This window comes from Pseudomonas sp. NPDC078416 (assembly GCF_050268485.1).
GTDB lineage: Bacteria > Pseudomonadota > Gammaproteobacteria > Pseudomonadales > Pseudomonadaceae > Aquipseudomonas.
Genome location: NZ_JBNNGV010000017.1, coordinates 46,909 through 68,743 on the forward strand (window position 1 = coordinate 46,909; position 21,835 = coordinate 68,743).

22 protein-coding genes are annotated in these 21,835 nt (G+C 60.5%); 9 read left to right on the forward strand and 13 right to left on the reverse strand.

The window, feature by feature from the left end:
* The first annotated feature begins 312 nt into the window (after positions 1-312).
* From ACQKEN_RS15925 to ACQKEN_RS15945, 5 genes are all read left to right on the forward strand, one after another.
* Positions 313-867 carry a paraquat-inducible protein A gene (locus ACQKEN_RS15925; protein WP_427686969.1) on the forward strand — a complete coding sequence of 185 codons (555 nt, stop codon included), beginning with the start codon at positions 313-315 and terminating at the stop codon, positions 865-867.
* Complete coding sequence (locus ACQKEN_RS15930; protein WP_427686878.1) at positions 864-1,481, forward strand: paraquat-inducible protein A; 618 nt, start codon at positions 864-866, stop codon at positions 1,479-1,481. The genes ACQKEN_RS15925 and ACQKEN_RS15930 overlap by 4 nt, the downstream gene beginning before the upstream one ends.
* The gene (locus ACQKEN_RS15935; RefSeq protein ID WP_427686880.1) at positions 1,471-3,147 is read left to right on the forward strand and encodes an intermembrane transport protein PqiB; all 1,677 of its coding nucleotides are present in this window, start codon (positions 1,471-1,473) and stop codon (positions 3,145-3,147) included. The genes ACQKEN_RS15930 and ACQKEN_RS15935 overlap by 11 nt, the downstream gene beginning before the upstream one ends.
* On the forward strand, positions 3,144-3,782 hold the full coding sequence (locus tag ACQKEN_RS15940; RefSeq protein WP_427686882.1) for a PqiC family protein: 639 nt from the start codon (positions 3,144-3,146) through the stop codon (positions 3,780-3,782). The genes ACQKEN_RS15935 and ACQKEN_RS15940 overlap by 4 nt, the downstream gene beginning before the upstream one ends.
* A gap of 320 nt (positions 3,783-4,102) precedes the next feature.
* A complete protein-coding gene (locus ACQKEN_RS15945) occupies positions 4,103-4,573 on the forward strand; it encodes a helix-turn-helix domain-containing protein (RefSeq protein ID WP_427686884.1) in 471 nt (156 codons plus the stop codon).
* Positions 4,574-4,732: 159 nt separating this feature from the next.
* Here ACQKEN_RS15945 and araH read toward each other — a convergent pair whose 3' ends face one another.
* From araH to ACQKEN_RS15970, 5 genes are all read right to left on the reverse strand, one after another.
* The gene (gene araH, locus ACQKEN_RS15950; protein WP_427686886.1) at positions 4,733-5,698 is read right to left on the reverse strand and encodes an L-arabinose ABC transporter permease AraH; all 966 of its coding nucleotides are present in this window, start codon (positions 5,696-5,698) and stop codon (positions 4,733-4,735) included.
* A gap of 45 nt (positions 5,699-5,743) precedes the next feature.
* Positions 5,744-7,273 (reverse strand): L-arabinose ABC transporter ATP-binding protein AraG, encoded by a 1,530-nt coding sequence (gene araG, locus ACQKEN_RS15955; RefSeq protein WP_346627813.1) that lies wholly within the window; start codon positions 7,271-7,273, stop codon positions 5,744-5,746.
* 93 nt (positions 7,274-7,366) lie between these two features.
* On the reverse strand, positions 7,367-8,377 hold the full coding sequence (locus ACQKEN_RS15960; RefSeq protein ID WP_427686888.1) for a substrate-binding domain-containing protein: 1,011 nt from the start codon (positions 8,375-8,377) through the stop codon (positions 7,367-7,369).
* Between the two features lie 164 nt (positions 8,378-8,541).
* Positions 8,542-9,420 (reverse strand): SMP-30/gluconolactonase/LRE family protein, encoded by an 879-nt coding sequence (locus ACQKEN_RS15965; protein ID WP_427686890.1) that lies wholly within the window; start codon positions 9,418-9,420, stop codon positions 8,542-8,544.
* Positions 9,421-9,499: 79 nt separating this feature from the next.
* Positions 9,500-10,207 carry a FadR/GntR family transcriptional regulator gene (locus ACQKEN_RS15970; RefSeq protein WP_427686892.1) on the reverse strand — a complete coding sequence of 236 codons (708 nt, stop codon included), beginning with the start codon at positions 10,205-10,207 and terminating at the stop codon, positions 9,500-9,502.
* A gap of 361 nt (positions 10,208-10,568) precedes the next feature.
* On the opposite strand from ACQKEN_RS15970, the gene ACQKEN_RS15975 reads away from it, so the two are divergent.
* On the forward strand, positions 10,569-11,711 hold the full coding sequence (locus ACQKEN_RS15975; protein WP_427686894.1) for an aldose epimerase family protein: 1,143 nt from the start codon (positions 10,569-10,571) through the stop codon (positions 11,709-11,711).
* Positions 11,712-11,971: 260 nt separating this feature from the next.
* Positions 11,972-12,196 carry a DUF6555 family protein gene (locus ACQKEN_RS15980; RefSeq protein WP_037011182.1) on the forward strand — a complete coding sequence of 75 codons (225 nt, stop codon included), beginning with the start codon at positions 11,972-11,974 and terminating at the stop codon, positions 12,194-12,196.
* A gap of 391 nt (positions 12,197-12,587) precedes the next feature.
* Here the strand turns inward: ACQKEN_RS15980 and ACQKEN_RS15985 are convergent, their stop codons facing one another.
* From ACQKEN_RS15985 to ACQKEN_RS15995, 3 genes are all read right to left on the reverse strand, one after another.
* Positions 12,588-13,328 carry an S-methyl-5'-thioinosine phosphorylase gene (locus ACQKEN_RS15985; protein WP_427686896.1) on the reverse strand — a complete coding sequence of 247 codons (741 nt, stop codon included), beginning with the start codon at positions 13,326-13,328 and terminating at the stop codon, positions 12,588-12,590.
* Between the two features lie 9 nt (positions 13,329-13,337).
* On the reverse strand, positions 13,338-14,339 hold the full coding sequence (nagZ, locus tag ACQKEN_RS15990; RefSeq protein WP_427686971.1) for a beta-N-acetylhexosaminidase: 1,002 nt from the start codon (positions 14,337-14,339) through the stop codon (positions 13,338-13,340).
* 105 nt (positions 14,340-14,444) lie between these two features.
* The gene (locus tag ACQKEN_RS15995) at positions 14,445-15,155 is read right to left on the reverse strand and encodes a TetR family transcriptional regulator (protein WP_427686898.1); all 711 of its coding nucleotides are present in this window, start codon (positions 15,153-15,155) and stop codon (positions 14,445-14,447) included.
* Positions 15,156-15,384: 229 nt separating this feature from the next.
* Here ACQKEN_RS15995 and lexA point away from each other — a divergent pair, with 229 nt between their 5' ends.
* Together lexA and sulA are read left to right on the forward strand one after the other, a co-directional pair.
* Complete coding sequence (lexA, locus tag ACQKEN_RS16000) at positions 15,385-15,993, forward strand: transcriptional repressor LexA (protein ID WP_065988571.1); 609 nt, start codon at positions 15,385-15,387, stop codon at positions 15,991-15,993.
* A gap of 11 nt (positions 15,994-16,004) precedes the next feature.
* Entirely contained in the window at positions 16,005-16,508 is a 504-nt protein-coding gene (gene sulA / locus ACQKEN_RS16005; RefSeq protein ID WP_427686900.1) for an SOS-induced cell division inhibitor SulA, read from the forward strand.
* Between the two features lie 97 nt (positions 16,509-16,605).
* Here sulA and ACQKEN_RS16010 read toward each other — a convergent pair whose 3' ends face one another.
* The 5 genes from ACQKEN_RS16010 to fadA all read right to left on the reverse strand — a co-directional run bounded on the left by ACQKEN_RS16010 (position 16,606) and on the right by fadA (position 21,815).
* Complete coding sequence (locus ACQKEN_RS16010; protein ID WP_037011193.1) at positions 16,606-16,842, reverse strand: hypothetical protein; 237 nt, start codon at positions 16,840-16,842, stop codon at positions 16,606-16,608.
* 75 nt (positions 16,843-16,917) lie between these two features.
* On the reverse strand, positions 16,918-17,439 hold the full coding sequence (locus ACQKEN_RS16015) for a DUF6586 family protein (RefSeq protein WP_427686903.1): 522 nt from the start codon (positions 17,437-17,439) through the stop codon (positions 16,918-16,920).
* 149 nt (positions 17,440-17,588) lie between these two features.
* Positions 17,589-20,192: a type I DNA topoisomerase gene (gene topA, locus ACQKEN_RS16020; RefSeq protein WP_122625378.1), complete on the reverse strand. Its 2,604-nt coding sequence runs from the start codon at positions 20,190-20,192 to the stop codon at positions 17,589-17,591.
* A gap of 108 nt (positions 20,193-20,300) precedes the next feature.
* The gene (locus ACQKEN_RS16025; RefSeq protein WP_065988576.1) at positions 20,301-20,537 is read right to left on the reverse strand and encodes a DUF1653 domain-containing protein; all 237 of its coding nucleotides are present in this window, start codon (positions 20,535-20,537) and stop codon (positions 20,301-20,303) included.
* Between the two features lie 102 nt (positions 20,538-20,639).
* Positions 20,640-21,815, reverse strand: coding sequence for an acetyl-CoA C-acyltransferase FadA (gene fadA / locus ACQKEN_RS16030; RefSeq protein ID WP_122534498.1), 1,176 nt, complete (start codon positions 21,813-21,815; stop codon positions 20,640-20,642).
* Positions 21,816-21,835: the final 20 nt, after the last annotated feature.

The following is a 21,835-nucleotide window of genomic DNA, read 5'->3' on the forward strand; positions in this document are numbered from 1 at the left end:
CGATGATGGCACTGTGGTCAATCTCTCAAGTCTTTTCGCAGGCGCACCTTTCATGACATTCACTTCAGCAAATGCGAGCCTGCGCTTCGCCGACAGGGTATCGTTGCCCGCCCGCCACTCAGGCGCGCAACCGACAAAAGCCGACCTATCGTGAACACACCGACGAATTCCGCGACGCACGCGCCGATGACCGCCAGTTCTCACCGCCAGGCTCATCCATCCGAGCAGCCGCCTGCTCCAGCGCTTGCGCAGCCCCAGACGCGCGCTGATCAGTGGATCATCTGTGAGCATTGCGACTCGGTCTATGAGGCCATGCCCCTCAATAAAGGCGAGGCTGCCTATTGCCTGCGCTGCGCCGCGATCCTGCGTCGCAGTCACCGGCTGAACATCGAACAACTGCTCGCCCTGAGCATCGCCGCTTGCGTGCTGTTCATCTTCGCCAATGTATTTCCGGTCATCAGCATCAGCATGCAGGGTCTGCACAACGAAGTGACCCTGTGGGGTTCGGTTCAGGCGTTGGCCCAGGGGCAGATCACCTTGATCGCGCTGGTCGCAGGGCTGGCCATCATCCTTGCGCCGGCGCTGCAGATCGCCTTGCTGTTCTGGGTCCTGGCCCACGCCCATCGCGGCGAGATCGCCCCCGGTTTCAAAATGTGCATGCGCACCCTGGAACACCTTCGGCCCTGGAGCATGCTGGAGGTGTGCCTGCTGGGGATTCTGGTGGCCATCGTCAAGCTGGCGGGCATGCTGGATGTGCATCCGGGCGTAGGGCTGTGGGCCATGGCCATGCTGATGGTGCTGATCGTATTGATTGCCGGCAAAGACATCCGCCGGCTGTGGGACGAGCTGGGAGTCGGCCCTGAATGAACGGCATCCCCTACGCCCGCGAGTACAAAGTCACCCTGTGCCACGTCTGCAGTTACGTCTGCCCGGAAGACACCCATGAATGCCCGCGCTGCGATTCGCCGGTGCATCGGCGCAAGCCCAACAGTCTGACGCGCACCTGGGCATTTCTGATCGCCGGTCTGATCTTCTACATCCCGGCCAACCTGTTGCCGGTGATGTACACGACGATGCTCGGCAGCAGCAGCGAGAACACCATCATGAGCGGGGTGATCGAGTTCGCCGAAGGCGGCTCGTGGGACATCGCCATTCTGATTTTCATCGCAAGTGTGGTCGTGCCCTGCATCAAGTTTCTGGTGCTGGGGCTGTTATTGATCACGTGCCAGCGCCGCAGCACCTGGGCGATGCGCGAGCGTTCGCGGTTGTTCCGCTTCATTGAAGTGATCGGCTACTGGTCCATGCTCGATGTGCTGGTGGTCGCGCTGGTGGCAGCGCTGGTGCAGTTTCGCGGGCTCAGCACCATCGAGCCGCGCCTTGGCATTCTGTTTTTTGGTTTGGTGGTGGTGATGACTATGCTTGCCGCCATGACGTTCGATCCCCGGCTAATCTGGGACGCAGAGGTTGAAGATGTCCGATAACACCCTACCCCCCTCCCCGCCGACCCGACCGCAGGTCAAGGCCCGCAAGGTGCGCGTCTCACTGGTCTGGCTGGTGCCGATCGTCGCCGCCCTGATCGGCCTGTCGATGGTGGTCCATGACTTCCTCAACGTCGGCCCCAAAGTGGTGGTCAGCTTCCTCACGGCCGAGGGTCTGGAAGCCAAGAAAACCCAGGTCAAGTACAAGAACGTGGTGATCGGCATGGTGACCGACATCGAACTCAGCGATGACCGCACCCACGTGCTGGCGAGCATCGACCTGAACCAGTCGGCGGTTCCGTTCACCCGCGCCGACACGCAGTATTGGGTCGTGCGTCCACGCATCGGCGCCCACGGCGTCACCGGCGTCGATACCCTGTTGTCGGGCGCCTTCATTGGCGCCGACGCCGGCAGCTCGGAAGAGACCAAGAAAGACTTCACCGGTCTGGAAACTCCGCCCGCCGTGACCTTTGGCGAGAAAGGCAAGCGCTTCATTCTGCACACCGACGACCTCGGCTCGCTGGACATCGGTTCGCCGGTGTACTTCCGCCGCATTCAGGTGGGCCAGGTGGTGGCGTACGAACTGGCGAAGGACGGCAAGGGCGTGGACGTCGAAATTTTTGTCGGCGCGCCAAACGATCAGTTCGTCCTCGACGATTCACGCTTCTGGAACGCCAGCGGCGTCGACGTCACCCTTGGCGCCTCGGGCCTGAAGGTCTCCACCCAGTCCATGGCCTCGATCCTCTCCGGCGGTATCGCCTTCCGCGAACCCAAATACAGCCCGGACGCCAAGCCGGCCGCCGGCAACGCCGAATTCAAGCTATTTGAAGACCAGGCCACTGCATTGGCGCCGCCCGACGGCGAACCCAAATACATCCGCATGCGCTTCAACCAGTCGTTGCGCGGCCTTGTGGTAAACGCGCCGGTGGACTTCCTTGGCGTTAACGTAGGCCGCGTGGTGTCTGTAGACCTCGACTACGATCCGGCGACGGGAACGTTCCCCGGTATCGTGGGCGCCGTGATCTATCCGCAACGTCTGGGTGCAGCGAATGACAAGCTGAAACAGCAAGCCGGCGGTGGCGATGACGAAGAGCAGACCTCACGGATTCTCGGCCAGTTCGTCGAGCGCGGGCTGCGGGCGCAAGTGCGCACGGGCAATCTGCTGACCGGCCAGCTTTACGTCGCGATGGATTTCGATCCCAAGGCAGCGAAGGTTGCCTACAACGCCAAAGCCCGGCCGCTGGAGATCCCGACGGTGCCCGGCAGCTTCGATAAACTGCAGGAGCAGTTGCAAGCGTTCGTCGACAAACTCGGCAAGATCCCCCTCGACGACCTGGCGAAGAACCTCAATGGCAGCCTGATCGAACTTCAGAAAACCATGAAGCAGGTCAACAGCGACGTGTTGCCTCAGATGCGCGGCGCGTTGCAGCAGGCGCAGAAAACCCTGGGCACGGCCAACGAAGCGTTGTCGGATGACTCCCCGGCGCGTCAGCAACTGGGGCAGGCCATGGACGAAGTGCAGCGTACGGCGCGTTCAGTGCGAGTGTTGACCGATTTCCTCAGTCGCCATCCTGAATCGCTGATTCGCGGTCGCACCGGCGACGCAGCGCCTGGCTCGTATAAAGGATCATCCTCTTCACGTGAAATCGCTCCGGAGCCTGCTCAATGACCCTGCGTAACTCTATCTTGGGTAAATCCCTGCTCACCCTGGCCTGTGTGCTGGGTGTGACGGCCTGCTCCTCCACGCCGACCCATTACTACACACTGATCGCACCGGCGACCCAGGCTCCGGCGAATGCAAGCCCGTCGCCATTCCAGTTCGAAATGCAGGCGGTGCTCATGGCGGTACAGGTCGATCAGCCGCCACTGGTCATCCGCCAGGGTGATGGCAGTCTGGCGATTCTGGAGAATGAGCGCTGGGGCGCGCCGCTGGGCGATGAATTCCATGACGCCCTGACCGGGCAGCTGGAGCGGCGCTTCGGTTCCCGGGACCTGGCGGGTTTGCCAAAACAAAGCGACCAGCCCGTTCTGTCGGTGCGCACCGACGTACGTCGCTTTGAATCGGTGCTGGATCAATACGCACTGATCGACGTGGTCTGGAACCTGAGCCTTCGGGCCAGCGGCACCGGTCCCGGTACCCAGCGCCAGAACCTCACCTGCAGCAGTGTCATTCGCCAGCCGGCGGGCATCGGCATGGAAAGTCTGGTTATCGCGCACCAGAAAGCCGTTTCAACGCTGGCCGATACCATCGCCCGCACTGCCACACAATGGGCGCGCCAATCCGAAACCCGCTGCCCTTCCTGACCGCATCGACGCCGGGGCTTCAGGCGCCCGGCCGTCCACCGCCCTGCCACTCTTCCAAGCCCTCATCCAAAAAGCCGAGCAGTCGCACCAAATGTATTCGTTCGGATTTTTATCGTACGGCTGTTTGAGAAAATTCGTACACGCAATTATTTTAGGATCCACATTCCAACCGGATGACGCTATTGTCTGGCCCGGTATGAATAGATTAAACCTCATAAGCCGCACCCGTTTGCGTTGATCCGCTCATTCCCACGCCGAGTCGATTCATGAAGTCGCAATCAGCTGCTTAAAGTCAGGGATCGTCAAATGGAGTTGAGCACATGAAAGGCCTTGGCCTGAGACTCAGGCAGGAACGCAATAGACTGAAGCTTTCACAGAGCGCTTTGGGGGCCATCGGCGGCGTCGAGACCAACGCGCAGGGGAATTACGAGAACGGCAACCGATCACCAAAGGCTGACTACCTGCTTCGCATCGCAGAAGCCGGTGTCGACTTGAACTACGTCATGAGTGGCAACAGATCGTCCGCCGACGCACTGAACACGGCACTGGCGATCGGTCCTCAGGAGAAGCCGGACCTACACCCCCATCTCACGAAAGTCACCCACCAGCTGCACCGTAATCTATACGGTCTCATCGAGGCATCGCTGCAGCTGACGCAGCTCATCGAAGTGCGTAACCACGACGCCCGGTTCAACGAGGCAAAAGCGCAGCTGGAGACGATACGGGTTGAAGCGCAGTCGCTGGCCCAGGCGACGATGAAGCTGATCTTCGAGACCTCTAAACTCGTGTAACGCGGCTCGCTCCCTGAGCGGAAGGCGTCTGTGACTCGCGATCTACGGGGTTGAGCTTGCTGGGGAAATGAGCCGGGACGGGCAGAGCGGGATCAGGACGTGAGCAGTGCTGCGTGGGGAAATACCTGCCCCACGCAGCGCCCTTTCAAGGACTGCGGATCAGCGACGCTTCAACCGGTCGATGATCACCGCCAGCAACAGGATCGTGCCGCGAATGACGTATTGGTAGAACGTGTCAATGTTCTTGAGGTTCATGGCGTTCTCGATGATCGCCAGAATCAACACCCCGGCGATGACATGACGAATCATGCCGATGCCGCCGCTCAAAGACACCCCGCCCAGTACGCACGCTGAAATCACTGTCAGCTCAAAGCCCTGGCCGATCATGGGCTGACCCGAGGTCATGCGCGAGGCCAGCACCACACCGGCCAGCGCGCCGATCAAGCCGTGCACAGCGAAGATGATGATCTTGGTCCGGTCAACGTGGACGCCTGCGAGCAACGCCGCTTCCTGGTTGCCGCCGATGGCCAGGGTATTGCGCCCGTAGGTCGTGTAGTTGAGCAGCCAGCCGAAGAATATAAAACAGACGACGGTGATCAGGATCGGCACCGGCACGCCGAACAGCTGACCGTTACCGAACACGAAGAAGGCCTCGTCGCCAACGCCCACCGCTTTGCCGTTGGAGAAGATGTAGGCCAGCCCCCGGACGATCTGCATGGTCGCCAGGGTGGTGATCAGCGCGTTGATGCGCAGCTTGGCGATGACGATGCCGTTGATCAGGCCGACCAGCAAGCCCATGGCCAGCGCCGCGGATACGCCGAGAAACACGCTGTCGGTGTCACGAATGACGATACCGGCAATGACCCCGGAGCATGCCAGCACTGAACCGACCGACAGGTCAAAATGCCCGGACGCCAGGCAGTACAGCATGGTGCAGGCGGCGATGCCGACGGTGGAAATCGCCAGGCCGAGTCCGCGCATGTTCAGCGGCGACATGAAGTTGTCGATCAGCAGCGCACAGAGCACAAAAATGCCCAGGGCGGCCATCAGCATGGCCCAGTCGTCGACGAATCGACGCAGGTTCATGCCTTGGCGGGGAGCCGTCAGGCTGGATTCGGTAGACATACGCACCTCGTTCTTATTTTTCATAGCCAGTTTTCATAGCCAGGTTCAACCGCGCGTACGCGGCAATGCCAGTTGCAGAAGACGCTGTTCATTAGCCTCTTCCCGGGACAATTCGCCGGTGATGGCGCCTTCACTCATGACCAGAATGCGATCGGAAATCCCCATCACCTCCATCAGGTCGCTGGACACCACGATGACCGCGATGCCGTCGGCGGCGAGGTTATGGATAATCTGATAGATCTCGGATTTCGCGCCGATGTCGATGCCACGGGTGGGTTCGTCCAGCAACAGCACCTTCATTGGCATCGACAGCCAGCGGCCGAGAATGGCCTTCTGCTGATTGCCCCCCGACAGAAACAACATCTGCTGCTCGGGCGAAGGCGTCTTGACGTTCATTGATTTGATCTGGTGTCTGGCGTTGTCACGCTCCCAGCGTCCCTGAATCAGGCAACCCAGGCTGACGTGCCGAGGACGGGCACCGATGTTGATGTTCTCGGCGACACTGGAGAGCGGCACGATGCCTTCTTTCTTGCGGTCTTCCGGACACAGCAGAATGCCGGCGTCGATGGCGTCGCGCGGTGAACGCAGGTTCAGCGGCTTGCCTTCCAGCTGCAAGGTCCCGGCCTGACTGCGCGTCAACCCCGACAGCATGCGAAACATCTCGGTGCGGCCGGCGCCGACCAGGCCGAAGAAGCCGAGGATCTCGCCCTTCTCAACCGCAAAACTGGCGGGTTCCTGCAAGCCTGGCCCCATCAGGCCGGTCACGCGCAGGCTCGGCCCTTGATGCTGACGCGTTCGGTAGTTGTAGATGTCCTGAATGTCGCGCCCGACCATGCAGGTGACAAGACGATCATGGTCCAGATCGGCCATGTCTTCGAAGGTGCGCACGAAGCGTCCGTCCTTGAACACGGTGACGGCGTCACAGACGCGGAAGATTTCTTCCATGCGGTGGGAAACGTAAAGAATGACCCGGCCTTCATCGCGCAGCCGAGTGATGATCGCCATCAGACGATCAATTTCCCGCGCCGACAGGCTGCTGGTGGGCTCGTCGAAGGCGATGACGTGAGCATTGCGGGACATGGCCTTGGCGATTTCCACCAGTTGCCGCTGCCCCAGGGAGAGATCACCCAGACGCGTGTTCGGGTCGATCTCGTCGGCCAGGCCTTTGAGCAGCTCCCGCGCGCGGCGAACCATGGCCCGCCGGTTGATCATGCCCCAGCGGTTGGGCATGTGGCCGAGGAGCAGGTTTTCCGCCACCGACATTTCCGGGACCAGGTGCAATTCCTGATGAATCACCGCCACCCCGGCCGCGATGCTGTCGGCGGTGGATTTGAACGCCAGATGCTGATCGCCGATCTGCAGATCGCCGCTGTTGGGCTGGTACGAGCCGCCGAGAATCTTCAGCAGCGTCGATTTACCCGCGCCGTTCTCGCCCATCAGCGCATGAACGCTGCCTGGCCGAGCTTCGAAATTGATGTCCGACAACGCCTTCACACCGGGGAAGGTTTTACCGATCCCGTTGAAGCGCAGGCTGCCGCCGTGCTGAACCTGTTGCTGAACCGATGCCTGTTGCATGAACCACCTCCACCCCGCCCCACCCTTGCCGGGTGGAACGGGGCCTCGCAGATATCCGCCTGATTGCCAGGCGTCCCGACTCGACTGCCGCGCTTACTTGTACAGACCGAGCGGAGTGAGCACGTCCTTGAAGTTGGCACGGGTGATCAGCGTCACGTCGTCCATGGCGGTGTATTTTGGCGGTTCTTTGCCGGTGGTGACCCACTCGTAGACCATCAGGGCGGTGTTGTAGCCCTCTTTGTCAGGGCTTGGCAGCATCGAGCCGAAGAAGCCGCTTTCCTTCTTCTTCAACTCGTCGATGGCATCAGTGCCGTTGATGCCGATGCCGATCACGTTGGCCGGCGCGAAGCCTGCACCCGCTGTGGCACGTACGCCGCCCAGCACGGTGTTGTCGTTCATGCCGCCAACGATGAGGTTTTTCGCGCCGCTTGGCAGTTTCGGCAAAGCTGCACCGGTGGAGTCCATGCTGCCCGGCACGTCGAGGGTTTTCTGTGGTGCGAAGAGGATATGATCTTCAGGCAAACCGGCTTTCTTCAACGCATCGACCGAACCGTCGGTGCGCTTCTTGCCGGTGTCCAGCTCGTTGTAGGTGTTGATGATCGCGTAGGTTTCTTTCCAGTCCCACTTGCGGTTCTTCGCTTCGTCGGCCATGGCCGCGCCCTGTTTCTGGCCGACTTCGAAAGCGGCCATGCCCAGATACGGCACGTCTTCCATGAACTTGCCTTTGGCATCGACGAAACGGTCATCGACGGCCATGACTTTCAAACCATTGGCCTTTGCCTTGGCGACGATGGACGGGCCGAGGGAAACGTCAGGCGGGCAAATGACAAAACCTTTGGCGCCGTTGGCGGCGAGGCTGTCGATGGCAGAGAGGGTTTTTTCACCGTCGGGAACGGCGATTTTGATGACTTCGAAACCGTGGTCTTTACCGGCCTTTTCGGCGAACTGCCATTCGGTCTGGAACCAGGGCTCTTCAGCCTGCTTGACCAGAAAACCGATCTTGACCTTTTCGGCGTCAGCGGCGGATACACCCGCGCTCATGCCCAGGATGGCGGTGGCAACAGCAGCACAGCACAGGGAACGAATCCCGTGGCGACTCAACATAGCTAACTCCTTATTTTTATTGACTAGCTACAGCGTCCAGCAGTGAGTGTCGGGGCGGTATGCAGCTGGAAACAGCGCAGGCCGCTCGACTGAAAACAGTCATATCATATTATCAATGAAGCCTATGTAACCGAGTGTCACACCTCACCGGCGCAGGGTTTGGGTCACCCCGCAAAGCGGTGCGAGGCCATGCCCTTGATGCCGATTTCCATTTGAATCACAGATCCATCCAGCGCGAGCGCGCCTTCTGCAGGCCGTGCGCTGGTGACAAATAAAGTCGTCATGTCCGGCCCGCCAAACACGCAACTGGTGGGGTGACTGACGGGCAACTCGACGACCCGATCAACGCTGCCATCTGGGGCAAAGCGGATCAGGCAACCGCCACCCCAGCGGGCGTTCCAGACAAAACCGTCTTCGTCCATCGCCGAGCCATCGGGTGCGCCGCGGGCATGCTCATGGGCCCAGACTTCGCGTTCGCCCAGGGAATGATCATCGTTGATCGGGTAACGATAGATCACGCCGTCCAGGGTGTCGGCGGTCAGCACGGCAGAATCGTTTTCCGGCCAGACCAGGGTGTTGACGATGCCCTGCCCCTCCAGCAAAGACGCGACCGAGGCATCGCCGTCGACGCGGTAAAGCCCGCCGGATCGGCGCAAGAGCGGGAGGTCGCCACCCTGCTCGTCCAGGTTGTTTTGCATCGTCCCGAGCCACAGTCGGCCAAGCCTGTCGCAACGGGCTTCATTGGCACGATTGCCCGCCACGGGGTCGGCGGCACACAGCAGAGAAACAGCGGGGTGACCGGGTGGGGAGTCGAGGTCGAGACGGTGGACGCCACTGGCAAGGGTGACCAGTGCGTCGCCTTGCGTGGTGGGTATGAAGGCTGAAACCGGCTCGCTGAACTGCCAGTGGGACAGCTGGCCTTCGCGCAGGCGCAACGCGCGGAAGCCGGCGATATCGACCCAGTACAACGCCTGGTGGGCGTGGTCCCAGAACGGCCCTTCGGCCAATTTGAAACGCTGGTCGCAGACCGGCAGCCAATTCATGGAAAACTTCCTGCTTATTATTGTAGGTCCGTGAGCCACTCGAAAAGCTCACCTGTAAAACGTCAAACTCGGCCGGTCATCAGTTGCGCGTCAACGCTTGCTGCCGAGAACGCGCAATCACTTCACCGGCGTTTTCAATCAGGCTCATGCAAGCCCACACACCCCGCGCCGAATCCCGGTTGGCGATGGCGTCCGCCAAATCCTTGTGCAACGGCAAGGTTCTGCCCAACTCTCCGGGCACCGCCGATGACACTTCGAACGAGATCGCCAGCAAGGCGCCCAGCGCCGGCAACATCTGCTCGATGAACTGGTTATGACTCGCCGCCAGCACCGCTTCATGGAAGCGTTGGTCCGCCGCGTTGTAATCACCCGGGTCCGCGACGCTGGCCGCAAGCCGCACATAGGCTGTTTGAATCCCGGCAATCTGCTCGGGTGTTGCCCTCTCACAGGCCCAACGCACGGCCATCGGTTCTATGGCGCGCCGCAAATCCAGCAGGTCCAGTACAAAACTTTCCGGCAGGCCCTTCGCCGCCAGCCAACCCACCACTTGTGGGTCAAACAGATTCCAGCTGCGCACAGGCAATACCCGGGTGCCCACCTTGGGTCCGACTTCCAGCAATCCTTTGGCCACCAGTGTTTTGATGGCCTCGCGAATCACCGTCCGGCTAACCCCGAATTCTTCACCCAACGCCGCCTCAACCTTCAGCGACTGCCCCGGCGTCACATTGCCTTGAGCAATCCAGGCTCCCAGGCGGTCTACCGTCGACGCGTGAAAACTGCTGCTCATTGATCCGCCCCTGTTTGCGGTGTGTTCCGCAAAACGAGGCTAATGATCATACGATTAGGAGTCAAACGCCTGTACAGACAGGCAATCCTGGGCTAGACCTTCCCGCATCGGAGCGGGCACTGCCTTTCGCCAAATAGTATTACAATTTATTTTTAAAGCGAGTGCTTTTGATCTATAACTCGAAATATCAGGGCCAACCGCCTCAAATAGTATGACCAATCACCGATCACTGAGCTTCGAGCCCTTGCTACGGCCCGCAGCGCTTCGAGCAACAAGGGTGATGCCCTCGGGCGACACCCGTGAGACCGCCCATAGCCACATGCTCATAACAACATCCCCATAACAAAAAAGGATCGACGCAATGAGAAAGACGCTTATACCTGCCCTGGGCCTGTCATTGATGGCCGCCGCCCTGCAAGTACACGCCGCCGGGCTGTCCACCGAACACGGCGCTTTCGGCAAACTCGCCGATGGCACCCCGGTCGAGAAATACACCCTGCGCAACAGCCAGGGCATGCAGGCTACAGTGATCACTTACGGCGGCACGCTGCAGTCGCTGCTGGTCCCGGACAAGCACGGCAAGGCTGAGGACGTGGTCCTGGGCTTCGATGATGTGGATGGCTATGTCAATGGCACCGCGTTTTTCGGTGCCACTATCGGCCGCTTCGGCAATCGCCTGGCCGGCGGCAAGTTCTCCCTGGATGGCAAGAGCTACCAAGTGCCGCTGAACGACAAGACCAACTCACTGCATGGCGGCCCGAAAGGCTTCGACAAGCAGATCTGGAAGGCTCAAGAGGTCAAGGACAAGGGCTCGGTCGGGGTCAAGCTGACCTACGTGTCGGTCGATGGCGAGATGGGTTTCCCCGGCACGCTGAAAACCGAAGTCACCTACAGCCTGAACGACAAGAACGAGTTGCGCATTCAGTACCACGCGACAACGGACAAACCGACCGTGCTCAACCTCACCAACCATAGCTACTTCAACCTGGCCGGCGCGGGTAACGGCGACATCCTTGATCAGGTGGCGGTGGTGCATGCTGCGCATTACACGCCGGTCAACGAGACGCTGATCCCGACCGGCGAGCTCCCGTCAGTGGCCGGCACACCGTTTGACTTCCTCAAGCCTGTCGCCTTTGGCAAGCGCATTCGTGAAGACAACCAGCAGCTCAAGTTTGCTGAAGCGACCCAAGGCGGCTACGACCACAACTGGGTGCTCGACACCAAGGGCAAGCTGTCGAATCTGGCAGCGGACGTGGTCGATCCGAAGTCGGGTCGCCGTTTGCAGCTGTTTACCACCGAGCCTGGGGTTCAGCTGTACACGGGCAACTTCCTCGACGGCACCGTCAAAGGCAAAGGTGGCAAAATCTACCCGCACTGGGGCGCGTTCACGCTGGAAACCCAGCACTACCCGGACTCGCCCAACCAGCCAGCCTTCCCTTCCACGCGTCTGGACCCAGGCAAAGCCTACACCCAGACCACTGTGTTCAAATTCCTGAACAAGTAACCGTTCGAGTGTAAAAACGATTCGGCAGGACGACCGCAAACGTCGTCACTGCCCTATCGCGGAGTGCCTCATGCCGCCATGGCGTCGCTGAAACCGCTCAAAACCGGGGGTTTGCCATTCATTTGTAAGGGTGGCTGGTCGTTCGCTCATCGTTCTGTACTAAAGCTAACCATTTGGCTTAGAACGGTAACTTCGAGTGAATTTTCCTGGCGGTGACGACTCAGTTACAAAGAGAGTGACTGATAGGGAGGTTTGCAAGCGTGGCACAGTACAAGCATTTCAGAATCGATTATCTGCTGCACGGCAGCTACAAAAGCTTCTACATCAGCGCCGAAGCGATGGATAACGCATCCGCCTGGCACTGGGCATCGGTGGATGCCGGGTTTGGTCAGATTCCCAAATACCGGTCGGACCGAGTCCCGAAAGTGACCAAGCCGAAAGCCGAGCAACTGGGCTTGACCGACGTTGAGTGGGCCGAGTCCTGATCAGTTGATCAGGACTTCTCACCCGCTGAGCTTCGTCGCTGACCCACCCGAACGTTCCCTACGGAAATTTGCCTTGGCAGCGCGTCATGATGAGCGCGCTGCCGGGCATCCCGCCGCACGATCCCCTCTTCGATTTTACCCCCGTCTTTCGAGCCTGATTCGAAGAGAATTCTGACGATTAACCCGTTGCATCGGCGCCATTCGCAGACCTGATCATTAAACGACCATTACGGCTAACGCCTTGCAACTACAGGCTTACAGAAACTTATCCACAGAGATATTCACGCTTTCCGTGGACAACTTTTTCAACGAAATGGCGTTGACTTTGTTGCCCTCTCCGGCCTAGCCAGCATTCAAGAAAACGCCTTTGCCAGCCTGACAAGTTCCTGCTTCAAGCGGCGCTGAGCACCCTTGCCAGGGTTGCCTTTACCTTGCCGATTCCGTCGTGCAAAGCCTGCTCGATTTCCGCCATCGTGATGACCGCCGCCGACTTGCCGGCTGCCGGATTCACCACCAGCGCCAGGCAGGCGTATGCCAGTTCGAGCTCACGGGCCAGGGCCGCTTCCGGCATGCCGGTCATGCCGACGATGTCACAGCCGTCACGTTCCAGCCGCGCAATCTCGGCCACGGTTTCCAGCCGCGGGCCTTGGGTACAGGCATACACGCCGAAATCGCTGTGGGCGCACCCTTCGGCCGCCAGCGCTGCGATCAGCCGAGCCCGCAATGGCGCGCTGTAGGGAAAGCTGAAATCGATGTGGGTCACGTGCTCAAGGTCGTCGGCAAAGAAGGTGTGCTCGCGGCCGTTGGTGTAATCCACCAGATCGTGGGGCACGCAAAAATGACCTGTGCCCATGTCAGGATGAATTCCCCCCACAGCGTTGACCGCCAGAATCGCTTCGGCCCCGGCCTGCTGCAGCGCCCAGATGTTGGCGCGGTAGTTGACCTTGTGCGGCGGAAAGCGGTGCGGGTGCCCGTGGCGGGCGAGGAACATCACCTCGCGGCCGGCGTATTCGCCGAGCTGGATCTCACCGGACGGCGCCCCGTAGGGGGTATTCACCGCCAGGGACTGACGGATCGTCAGCCCTTCGAGCTGGGTCAGGCCGGTGCCGCCGATAATCGCGTAAACAGTCATGGGGATTCCTTATTCGATCAGTTGGGCAGCGCGCAGGGCGGTCAGCGCCGCCAGCCAGCGGGGGTGCTGCCGGTATTCGGTGGACGCCATGCCTTGGCCGCGCATTCTGTGAAGTCGCGCCGCAGGAGGCGTCACCTTCAAGCGCTGCGCCGCGCTCAACGCCAGCTCAGCCGCAGCACGGTCGTTACAGACCAGTCCCATGTCGCACCCTGCGGTAAGTGCCGCCTCGATACGGCTGGCGGCGTCACCCACCACATGGGCGCCGGCCATCGACAGGTCATCGCTGAAGATCACGCCATCGAAGCCCAGCTCACCGCGCAGGATGTCCTGCAGCCAGCGGCGGGAAAAGCCCGCCGGCTGTGAATCGACCTGGGGATAGATGACGTGGGCAGGCATGACCGCTGCCAAGTGTTTGCTCAAGCGCTGAAAAGGCACCAGATCATTGGCGCGGATCGTTTCCAGGCTGCGCTCGTCGTTGGGGATAGCTACATGGGAGTCCGCCTCGGCCCAACCATGCCCGGGAAAATGCTTGCCCGTGGCGGCCATGCCCGCCGCATTCATGCCCCGGATAAAAGCGCCGGCCAGTAACGCCGCCCGCTCAGGGTCGCCTTCAAACGACCGGGTGCCGACGACCGCACTTCGTTGATAGTCCAGATCCAGCACCGGCGCAAAGCTGAGGTCCAGCCCCACCGCCAGCACCTCGGTCGCCATCAACCAGCCGCAATGCTCGGCGAGGCGTTCTGCATCTGGATGACCGGCAATGGCGCGCATCGGAGGCAACCGCACAAAACCCTGGCGCAGGCGCTGCACCCGACCACCCTCTTGGTCGACAGCGAGCAGCAACTCGGGACGTATGGCACGAATGGACGCGCAGAGCTCACGAACTTGCCGTGGGCTCTCGATGTTGCGCGCGAAAATGATCAGGCCGCCCACTTCGGGCTGACGCAGAAACTGACGGTCTTCGGAGGTCAGCCAGGTACCGGCGACATCCACCATCAGGGAGCCTTGCAGGCCAGAACTCATAGGAAGATCCTTCAACAACCAATGCTCAGGCCGGCATGGTGAGGGATCGAAGGATGTGATGCAAATTACGCCACCGCCAGCCGGTGGCGCGTTTCAGCCCTTGGCAGGCACCGGTGCCGAGGTTTTGGTCCTGGGCCGAAGTTGCGCGGTGAGCATGGCGCTGTCGGTGACACCCGTTTCGGCGCGCATGCCGGCCGCCAGGAACGGCACCATCAGGCGCATCACCTGCTCGATGGACGTATTGACGCCGAAATCGGTCTCCGCGATGGCACGCAGTGCCTTGATACCGGACATGCTGAAAGCCGCAGCGCCCAGCATGAAGTGGACCCGCCAGAACAGTTCGATGGGGGGAATGCGCGGCGCCGCCTCGTTGACCAGCAGCATGTAGCGACGGAACACCTTACCGTACATGTCCTCAAGATAGCGCCTCAGGTGGCCCTGGCTCTGGCTGAACGCAAGGCCCAGCAGGCGCATGAAAATGGACAGGTCATTGTTGCTGCGCGGCTGGACGACCAACGCCTGCTCGACGAGGATTTCGAGCAGCTCTTCAAGGGTGGGTTTGTTTTCAGGCTTGGCCTGGCGGCGTTCCAGCTCGCGGTCGAGGCTGACGCAGAAAGGCCCGAGAAAGCGGGAGAATACTGCCTGGATAAGGGCTTTCTTTGAACCGAAGTGGTAGTTCACCGCTGCAAGATTGACCGACGCCTTGCTGGTGATCAGCCGCAACGAAGTTTCGGCAAAACCCTTCTCGGCAAATAGCTGCTCCGCTGCATCGAGAATTCGTTCAACTGTTTCCGACTGAGCCATGGTTCAACGCCTGACAAACACGTGTTTGAAACATACGTTTCATACACCGCACTGTCAACCCTGAGCGTCCGCTTTCTGTCCATGCAGTCACGGGCATTTAACCATACAAACCGGGGCCTGTAGGCGCTCATGAAGGGGTCCGGGGGCAGGCGTGGCAAAAAGGACCATTGCCAAGACCCAAGCACTGTATATAATCCCAGTCACTGTATAAAAAGCCAGAGCGATGCACATGATCAAACTGACGTCACGCCAAGCCGAGATTCTGGACTTCATCAAGCGCTGCCTCGAAGACAACGGCTACCCGCCGACCCGCGCGGAAATCGCTCAGGAGCTGGGCTTCAAATCGCCCAATGCTGCCGAAGAACACCTTAAAGCCCTCGCCCGCAAAGGCGCCATCGAAATGACCCCGGGCGCTTCCCGCGGCATTCGTATCCCCGGCTTCGAAGCCAAACCCGATGACAGTGGCCTGCCGATCATTGGCCGCGTCGCAGCGGGTGCGCCGATCCTGGCCCAGCAGCACATCGAAGAATCCCTCGCCATCAACCCGGCCTTCTTCCACCCGAGTGCAGATTACCTGCTGCGCGTCCACGGCATGAGCATGAAAGACGTCGGCATTCTCGACGGCGACCTGCTGGCCGTGCACACCACCCGCGAAGCACGCAACGGCCAGATCGTCGTGGCGCGAATCGGTGACGAGGTCACGGTGAAACGCTTCAAGCGTGAGGGCAACAAGGTCTGGCTGCTGGCCGAGAACGCCGACTTCGCACCGATCGAAGTGAATCTCAAAGATCAGGATCTCGTCATTGAAGGCTTGAGCGTCGGCGTGATACGTCGATAAGGAGAACGTAGATGCAGCTCCCACAGACACCGCAACAACATGCACAACTACCCCTGTTCGAAGCATTCATGGTGCCCGGCGTGCCAATGCTCGACGTTCCGTTGTTGCAGGTCCCGACGCTGGCAGAGATGGCCGAGTCGCCCTGGAGCAACGAACCGGAAGTCTTTAGTGAATTGTCTTTGCGCGGCGCTGCCGGGAACTGCCTCAACCTCCTGGCGCCGATCCTGCGCGAGTTGAGCCAGGACACCAATGATCGCTGGCTGACCCTGGTAGCGCCTCCCGCCAGTGTGACCCAGGCGTGGCTGCGTGACGCCGGTCTGAACCGGGAACGTATTATTCTGATGCACCCGCGCGGGACTCAAAGCGCTCTGGAATTGACCCGTGAGGTCTTGCGCCTGGGTCGCAGCCATACGGTGGTCAGCTGGATTAATCCAATCTCAGGCGGTGCGCGCCAGCAACTGGCCAGCGCAGCACGTATCGGCGATGCGCAGAGCCTCAACATTCGTCTGGGCTGAGCACGTCGGCAGAACTATTAGTGTATTTAGAGCGTTTAGACGCTTCTTGCGAATCGAGAAGCGGGACGGCGTGTGAGCGAGCTGCAGATCCCGAGAATCAATGCAGCACGCGTGGCCCTTCCTCATCCTTGGTCAACTCGCCTTCAGCCAGACGGCCTGCCATCTGCACACCGACGCTGAGCATCGCCTTGGCGACTTCAACATGCTGACCCTGCAAGAACGCCTTGGCGTCTTCCGAAAAATTCAGGGTCACAAGCGATCCTTCATCTTCGGCGCGGCGCAATTCGATGCGGCCGTCAGGCAGTTCAACAATTTCCAGAAACGAAGTTGGCATCAGGGCAGTTCTCCACGAAAGGCGGGCATTGTAACAGCCAGATGACTCAGTCCCTAGCCCATCGATCATTCCGCATCAGCACTCGCTCAGACCTTCTCTGAAGCGGATGGCCAGGCCCTTGAGCTGCTGACGCCAGCTTTCCATTTCGTCGCGCGTCAACGCCTGCTCAGGCTCTTCCTCCGCTCCCACTGCGATGATCAGCGGCTGAGTGACGTCGCCCTTGGGCTTGCGCGGCGCACGCGGGGGCATGAACAACGCGTGGTAGGACGCCAGCAGCTGCGCCAACCAGGTTTCGCGGTGCTGGGCGAGCTCGACCAGTTCGCCCATTTCCGGAATAGCGATAGCTTCCAATACTTTCGGCGAGAGCAGGTCCTCGGCACGCGAGGTGCTCGCCTGTGGCAGCCGGTAGTAGCCGGCAATCTCGTGGCACAGCCCGAGCAACGCGCCATAGAGATGAAAGATCGCCGACTCACGTTCCGCCTGCTCAAGCCCCTGGGCATTCATCGCGCGGCTGTCCCTGGCCTTCGCCATCGCTTCCAGCGCGAGACCTGCAAAGAAGAGCTTCTGGTTGGTGCGGGTATAGAGTTCGTGAGCCATGACGACGGCCTCTGTAGAGATGAGTGAATCGCAGCGTGCCTACGGGCGGTCAACCGCAGACAAAAAAATCCCTCGGAGCGCATGAGCACGCCGAGGGATTCTTTTAACGCAAAGTGTCGGGCCTGACCAGTCGGATCGAGCTCAAACGATCAACGCTTGTCCTCGACCTTCCACTTGCCGCCGTCGTAGAACGCACGCCAGCCGGTCGGCTTGCCGTCCACTTCGGTCTGCACGTATTGCTCCTTGGACTTGCGGCTGTAGCGGATCACCGCAGGACGACCGTCGGGGTCCTTCTTCGGCGCTTCACACAGGAAGTGGTACTTCGGATCGATCTCGTCCTTGTGCGGCGCAATCTCCATGACCAAAGGCGCACGGGTCTCGCGGTTCTTCGGGAACTGGCTGGCCGCCAGGAACAACCCCGAAGCGCCATCGCGCAGGATGTAGGTGTCGTCGACCTTCTCGCACTTGAGCTCCGGCATCTTCACCGGGTCCATCTTCGGCGGCGCCGCTTCACCGCTTTTCAGCAGCTTGCGGGTGTTCTTGCAGTTGGTGCAGCCGAAGAACTTGCCGAAACGGCCGGTCTTGAGCTGCATTTCACCGCCACACTTGTCGCACTCCACGCTCGGGCCTTCGTAGCCCTTGATGCGGTAAGTGCCCTCTTCGATCTCGTAACCCGAGCAGTCCGGGTTGTTGCCGCAGATGTGCAACTTGTGCTTCTCATCCAGCAGGTAAGCATCCATTGCGGTGCTGCAGATCGGGCAACGGTGCTTGCCACGCAGTACGCGGGATTCGGACTCACCCTCATCGTCGTCGGCGATTTCGTCGCCCGGCGTGAGGTTGACCGTAGCCTTGCAGCGCTCTTTCGGTGGCAGGCTGTAGCCCGAGCAGCCGAGGAAAACGCCGGTGGACGCAGTACGAATCTGCATTGGGCGGCCGCAGACCTTGCACGGGATGTCAGTCATCACCGGCTGGTTGGCGCGCATGCCGCTGTCAGGTGCTTCGGCCACTTCGAGTTTCTTCTTGAAGTCACCGTAGAACTCGTCGAGGACGTTTTTCCAGTCGCGCTGCCCGTGGGCCACGTCGTCGAGGTTTTCTTCCATGCCGGCGGTAAAGCCGTAGTCCATCAGGTTCGAGAAGCTTTCGGACAAACGCTCGGTGACGATATCGCCCATCTTTTCGGAATAGAAACGACGGTTGTGCAGGGCCACGTAACCACGGTCCTGAATCGTCGAAATGATCGCCGCATAGGTCGATGGACGGCCGATACCGCGTTTTTCCATTTCCTTGACCAGGCTCGCTTCCGAATAACGCGCAGGCGGCTTGGTGAAATGCTGGCTTGGATCAAGCTTGATCAGCTTCAGCTTGTCGCCCTGGGCCATGTCCGGCAATACGTCGTCATCGCCCGGCTTGCTCATTTGCGGCAGCACGCGGGTGTAGCCGTCGAACTTGAGGATGCGGCCCTTGGCGCGCAGCTCGAAATCGCCCGCCGCGACGCTGACGGTGGTCGACAGGTATTGCGCAGGCGGCATCTGACAGGCCACGAACTGGCGCCAGATCAGCTCGTACAGACGCTCGGCGTCACGCTCCATGCCGGTCAGCTTGCTTGGGTGCGTGTTGACATCGGAGGGGCGAATCGCTTCGTGAGCCTCTTGCGCGCCTTCTTTGCTGCTGTAAACGATCGGCGATTCCGGCAGGTACTTCTTGCCGAACTCGGTTTCGATGTAGGTGCGGGCCATGGCCACGGCGTCAGCCGACAGGTTAGTCGAGTCCGTACGCATGTAGGTGATGTAACCGGCTTCGTACAGACGCTGGGCCATCATCATGGTTTTCTTCACGCCATAGCCCAGGCGGTTGCTCGCGGCCTGTTGCAGCGTGGACGTGATGAAGGGCGCCGACGGCTTGCTGCTGGTCGGTTTGTCTTCACGCTTGCTGATGCTGTAGGCCGAGGCCTTGAGCTTCTCCAGGGCCGCCATGGCAGTCGCTTCGTTCAGCGGCTTGAAGGCTTCGCCTTTTTCGCGGGCGACTTCGAAGCGGACGTTGGCGCCTTTGGCGGTGCCGAGGTCCGCGTGGATCTCCCAGTACTCTTCCGGGTTGAACGCACGGATTTCACGCTCGCGTTCCACCACCAGCTTGACCGCCACGGACTGAACACGGCCGGCCGACAGACCGCGGGCGATCTTCTGCCACAGCAGCGGCGACACCATGTAACCGACGACGCGGTCGAGGAAACGGCGGGCCTGCTGGGCATTCACGCGGTCGATGTCGAGCTCGCCCGGCTTGGAGAAGGCTTCTTGGATGGCTTTCTTGGTGATCTCGTTGAAGACCACACGCTTGTAGCGCGCATCGTCGCCGCCGATGGCTTCGCGCAGGTGCCAGGCAATGGCTTCCCCTTCGCGGTCCAAGTCCGTCGCGAGATAGATGGTGTCGGCGTCTTTGGCCAGGCGGCGCAACTCGTCGATCACCTTCTCTTTGCCGGGAAGGATTTCGTACTTGGCCTTCCAGCCGTGCTCCGGATCAACACCCATCCGCGCCACGAGCTGGCGCTTGGCCTTTTCCTTGGGTGACAGCACGGGCGCTTCGGCCACGGCCTTGCCGCGCTTGGCAGCAGGCTCTTTGGAGGCGCTAGCCGAACCGCTGGTGGGCAGGTCTCGGATATGGCCGATACTCGACTTCACCACGTACTGGTTGCCCAGGTACTTGTTGATGGTCTTGGCCTTAGCCGGGGATTCCACAATGACCAGCGATTTGCCCATGGATCGGAAAATTCCTAATGCGAGAAAAAAGACGTCGAAGCCGTCGAGGCCCCGCTATATATAGTGGCTGAAAGGTGAGGTCAAGCAATGCTGCTGCCAGGTCCTGCCTCAGGGCCGGGGAAAAAGATCCGGTTCGGCCTGAACCAAAGCAAAGCGCGGCACTTGCTCGCCGTCAACCTCAACTGACTGCAGAAACATGCTCAAAGGGCGTACCCACAGGCCGTATTCGCCGTACAGCGCTTGATAGCACACCACTTCTTCTTCGGTCTCCGAATGCCGCGCGACACCGATAACACGGTATTCGGGCCCTTTGTAGTGACGGTAGAGACCTGGCTGTAGCGGCATGCGGGGGACCTCGGGTGTGACAAGAAAAAAAGTGGCGAAAATACATTTCCGGAAAAAAACAAAAGCCGGGGCACCAGGCCCCGGCTCGCACACTGACACCGTTTAGACGCGTTCGAATACGGTGGTGATGCCCTGACCCAGACCGATGCACATGGTGGCAACACCCAGGGTGCCGCCATTCTGCTTCATCACGTTGAGCAAGGTGCCGGAAATCCGCGCCCCCGAGCAACCGAACGGGTGACCCAAGGCAATGGCGCCGCCGTGCAGGTTAACCTTCTCGTCCATCTTGTCGAGTACTTTCAAATCTTTCAGCACCGGCAGGGCCTGTGCAGCGAAAGCTTCGTTGAGCTCGAAGTAGTCGATATCGGCGATGCTCAGACCTGCGCGCTTGAGCGCTTTCTGGGTCGCCGGAACCGGTCCGTAACCCATGATTGCAGGGTCGACGCCGGCCACCGCCATTGAGCGGATCACCGCCAGGGGCTGGATGCCGAGGTCCATGGCGCGCTGGCCGGACATGACGATCATGCACGAAGCACCGTCGGTGATCTGCGACGAGGTGCCGGCCGTGACCGTACCGCCTTTCGGATTGAACGCAGGCTTGAGGGCGGCCAGGCTTTCCAGCGTCGTCTCCGGACGAATGGTCTCGTCGAAATCGAACATCTTCAGGAAACCGTTCTCGTCATAGCCCTGCATCGGGATGATTTCGTCCTTGAACTTCCCTTCCAGCGTGGCCTTCTGAGCGAGCCTGTGGGAGCGCACGCCGAACGCATCCTGCGCTTCCCGGGTGATGCCGTGCATCTTGCCCAGCATTTCGGCGGTCAGGCCCATCATGCCGGAGGCTTTGGCGGCGTACAGCGACATGTGCGGGTTCGGGTCGACACCGTGCATCATGCCGACGTGGCCCATGTGCTCGACACCGCCGATGACGAAGACATCACCGTTGTTGCTCATGATCGCCTGAGCCGCCGTGTGCAACGCGCTCATCGACGATCCGCACAGGCGGCTGACCGTCTGCGCAGCGGAGGTGTGCGGAATCTGGGTCATCAGCGACGCCATGCGCGCGATGTTCCAGCCCTGCTCCAGGGTCTGGTTGACGCAGCCCCAGATCACGTCCTCGACTTCCGCCGGGTCGACCTTGTTGTTGCGCTCAAGCAGTTTGCTGATCAGGTGCGCCGACATGTCTTCGGCGCGGGTATTACGGTGCATGCCACCCTTGGAGCGGCCCATCGGTGTGCGACCGAAGTCGACAATCACGACGTCTCTCGGATTCAAGCTCATATCTTCACCTGTTCGTTGGG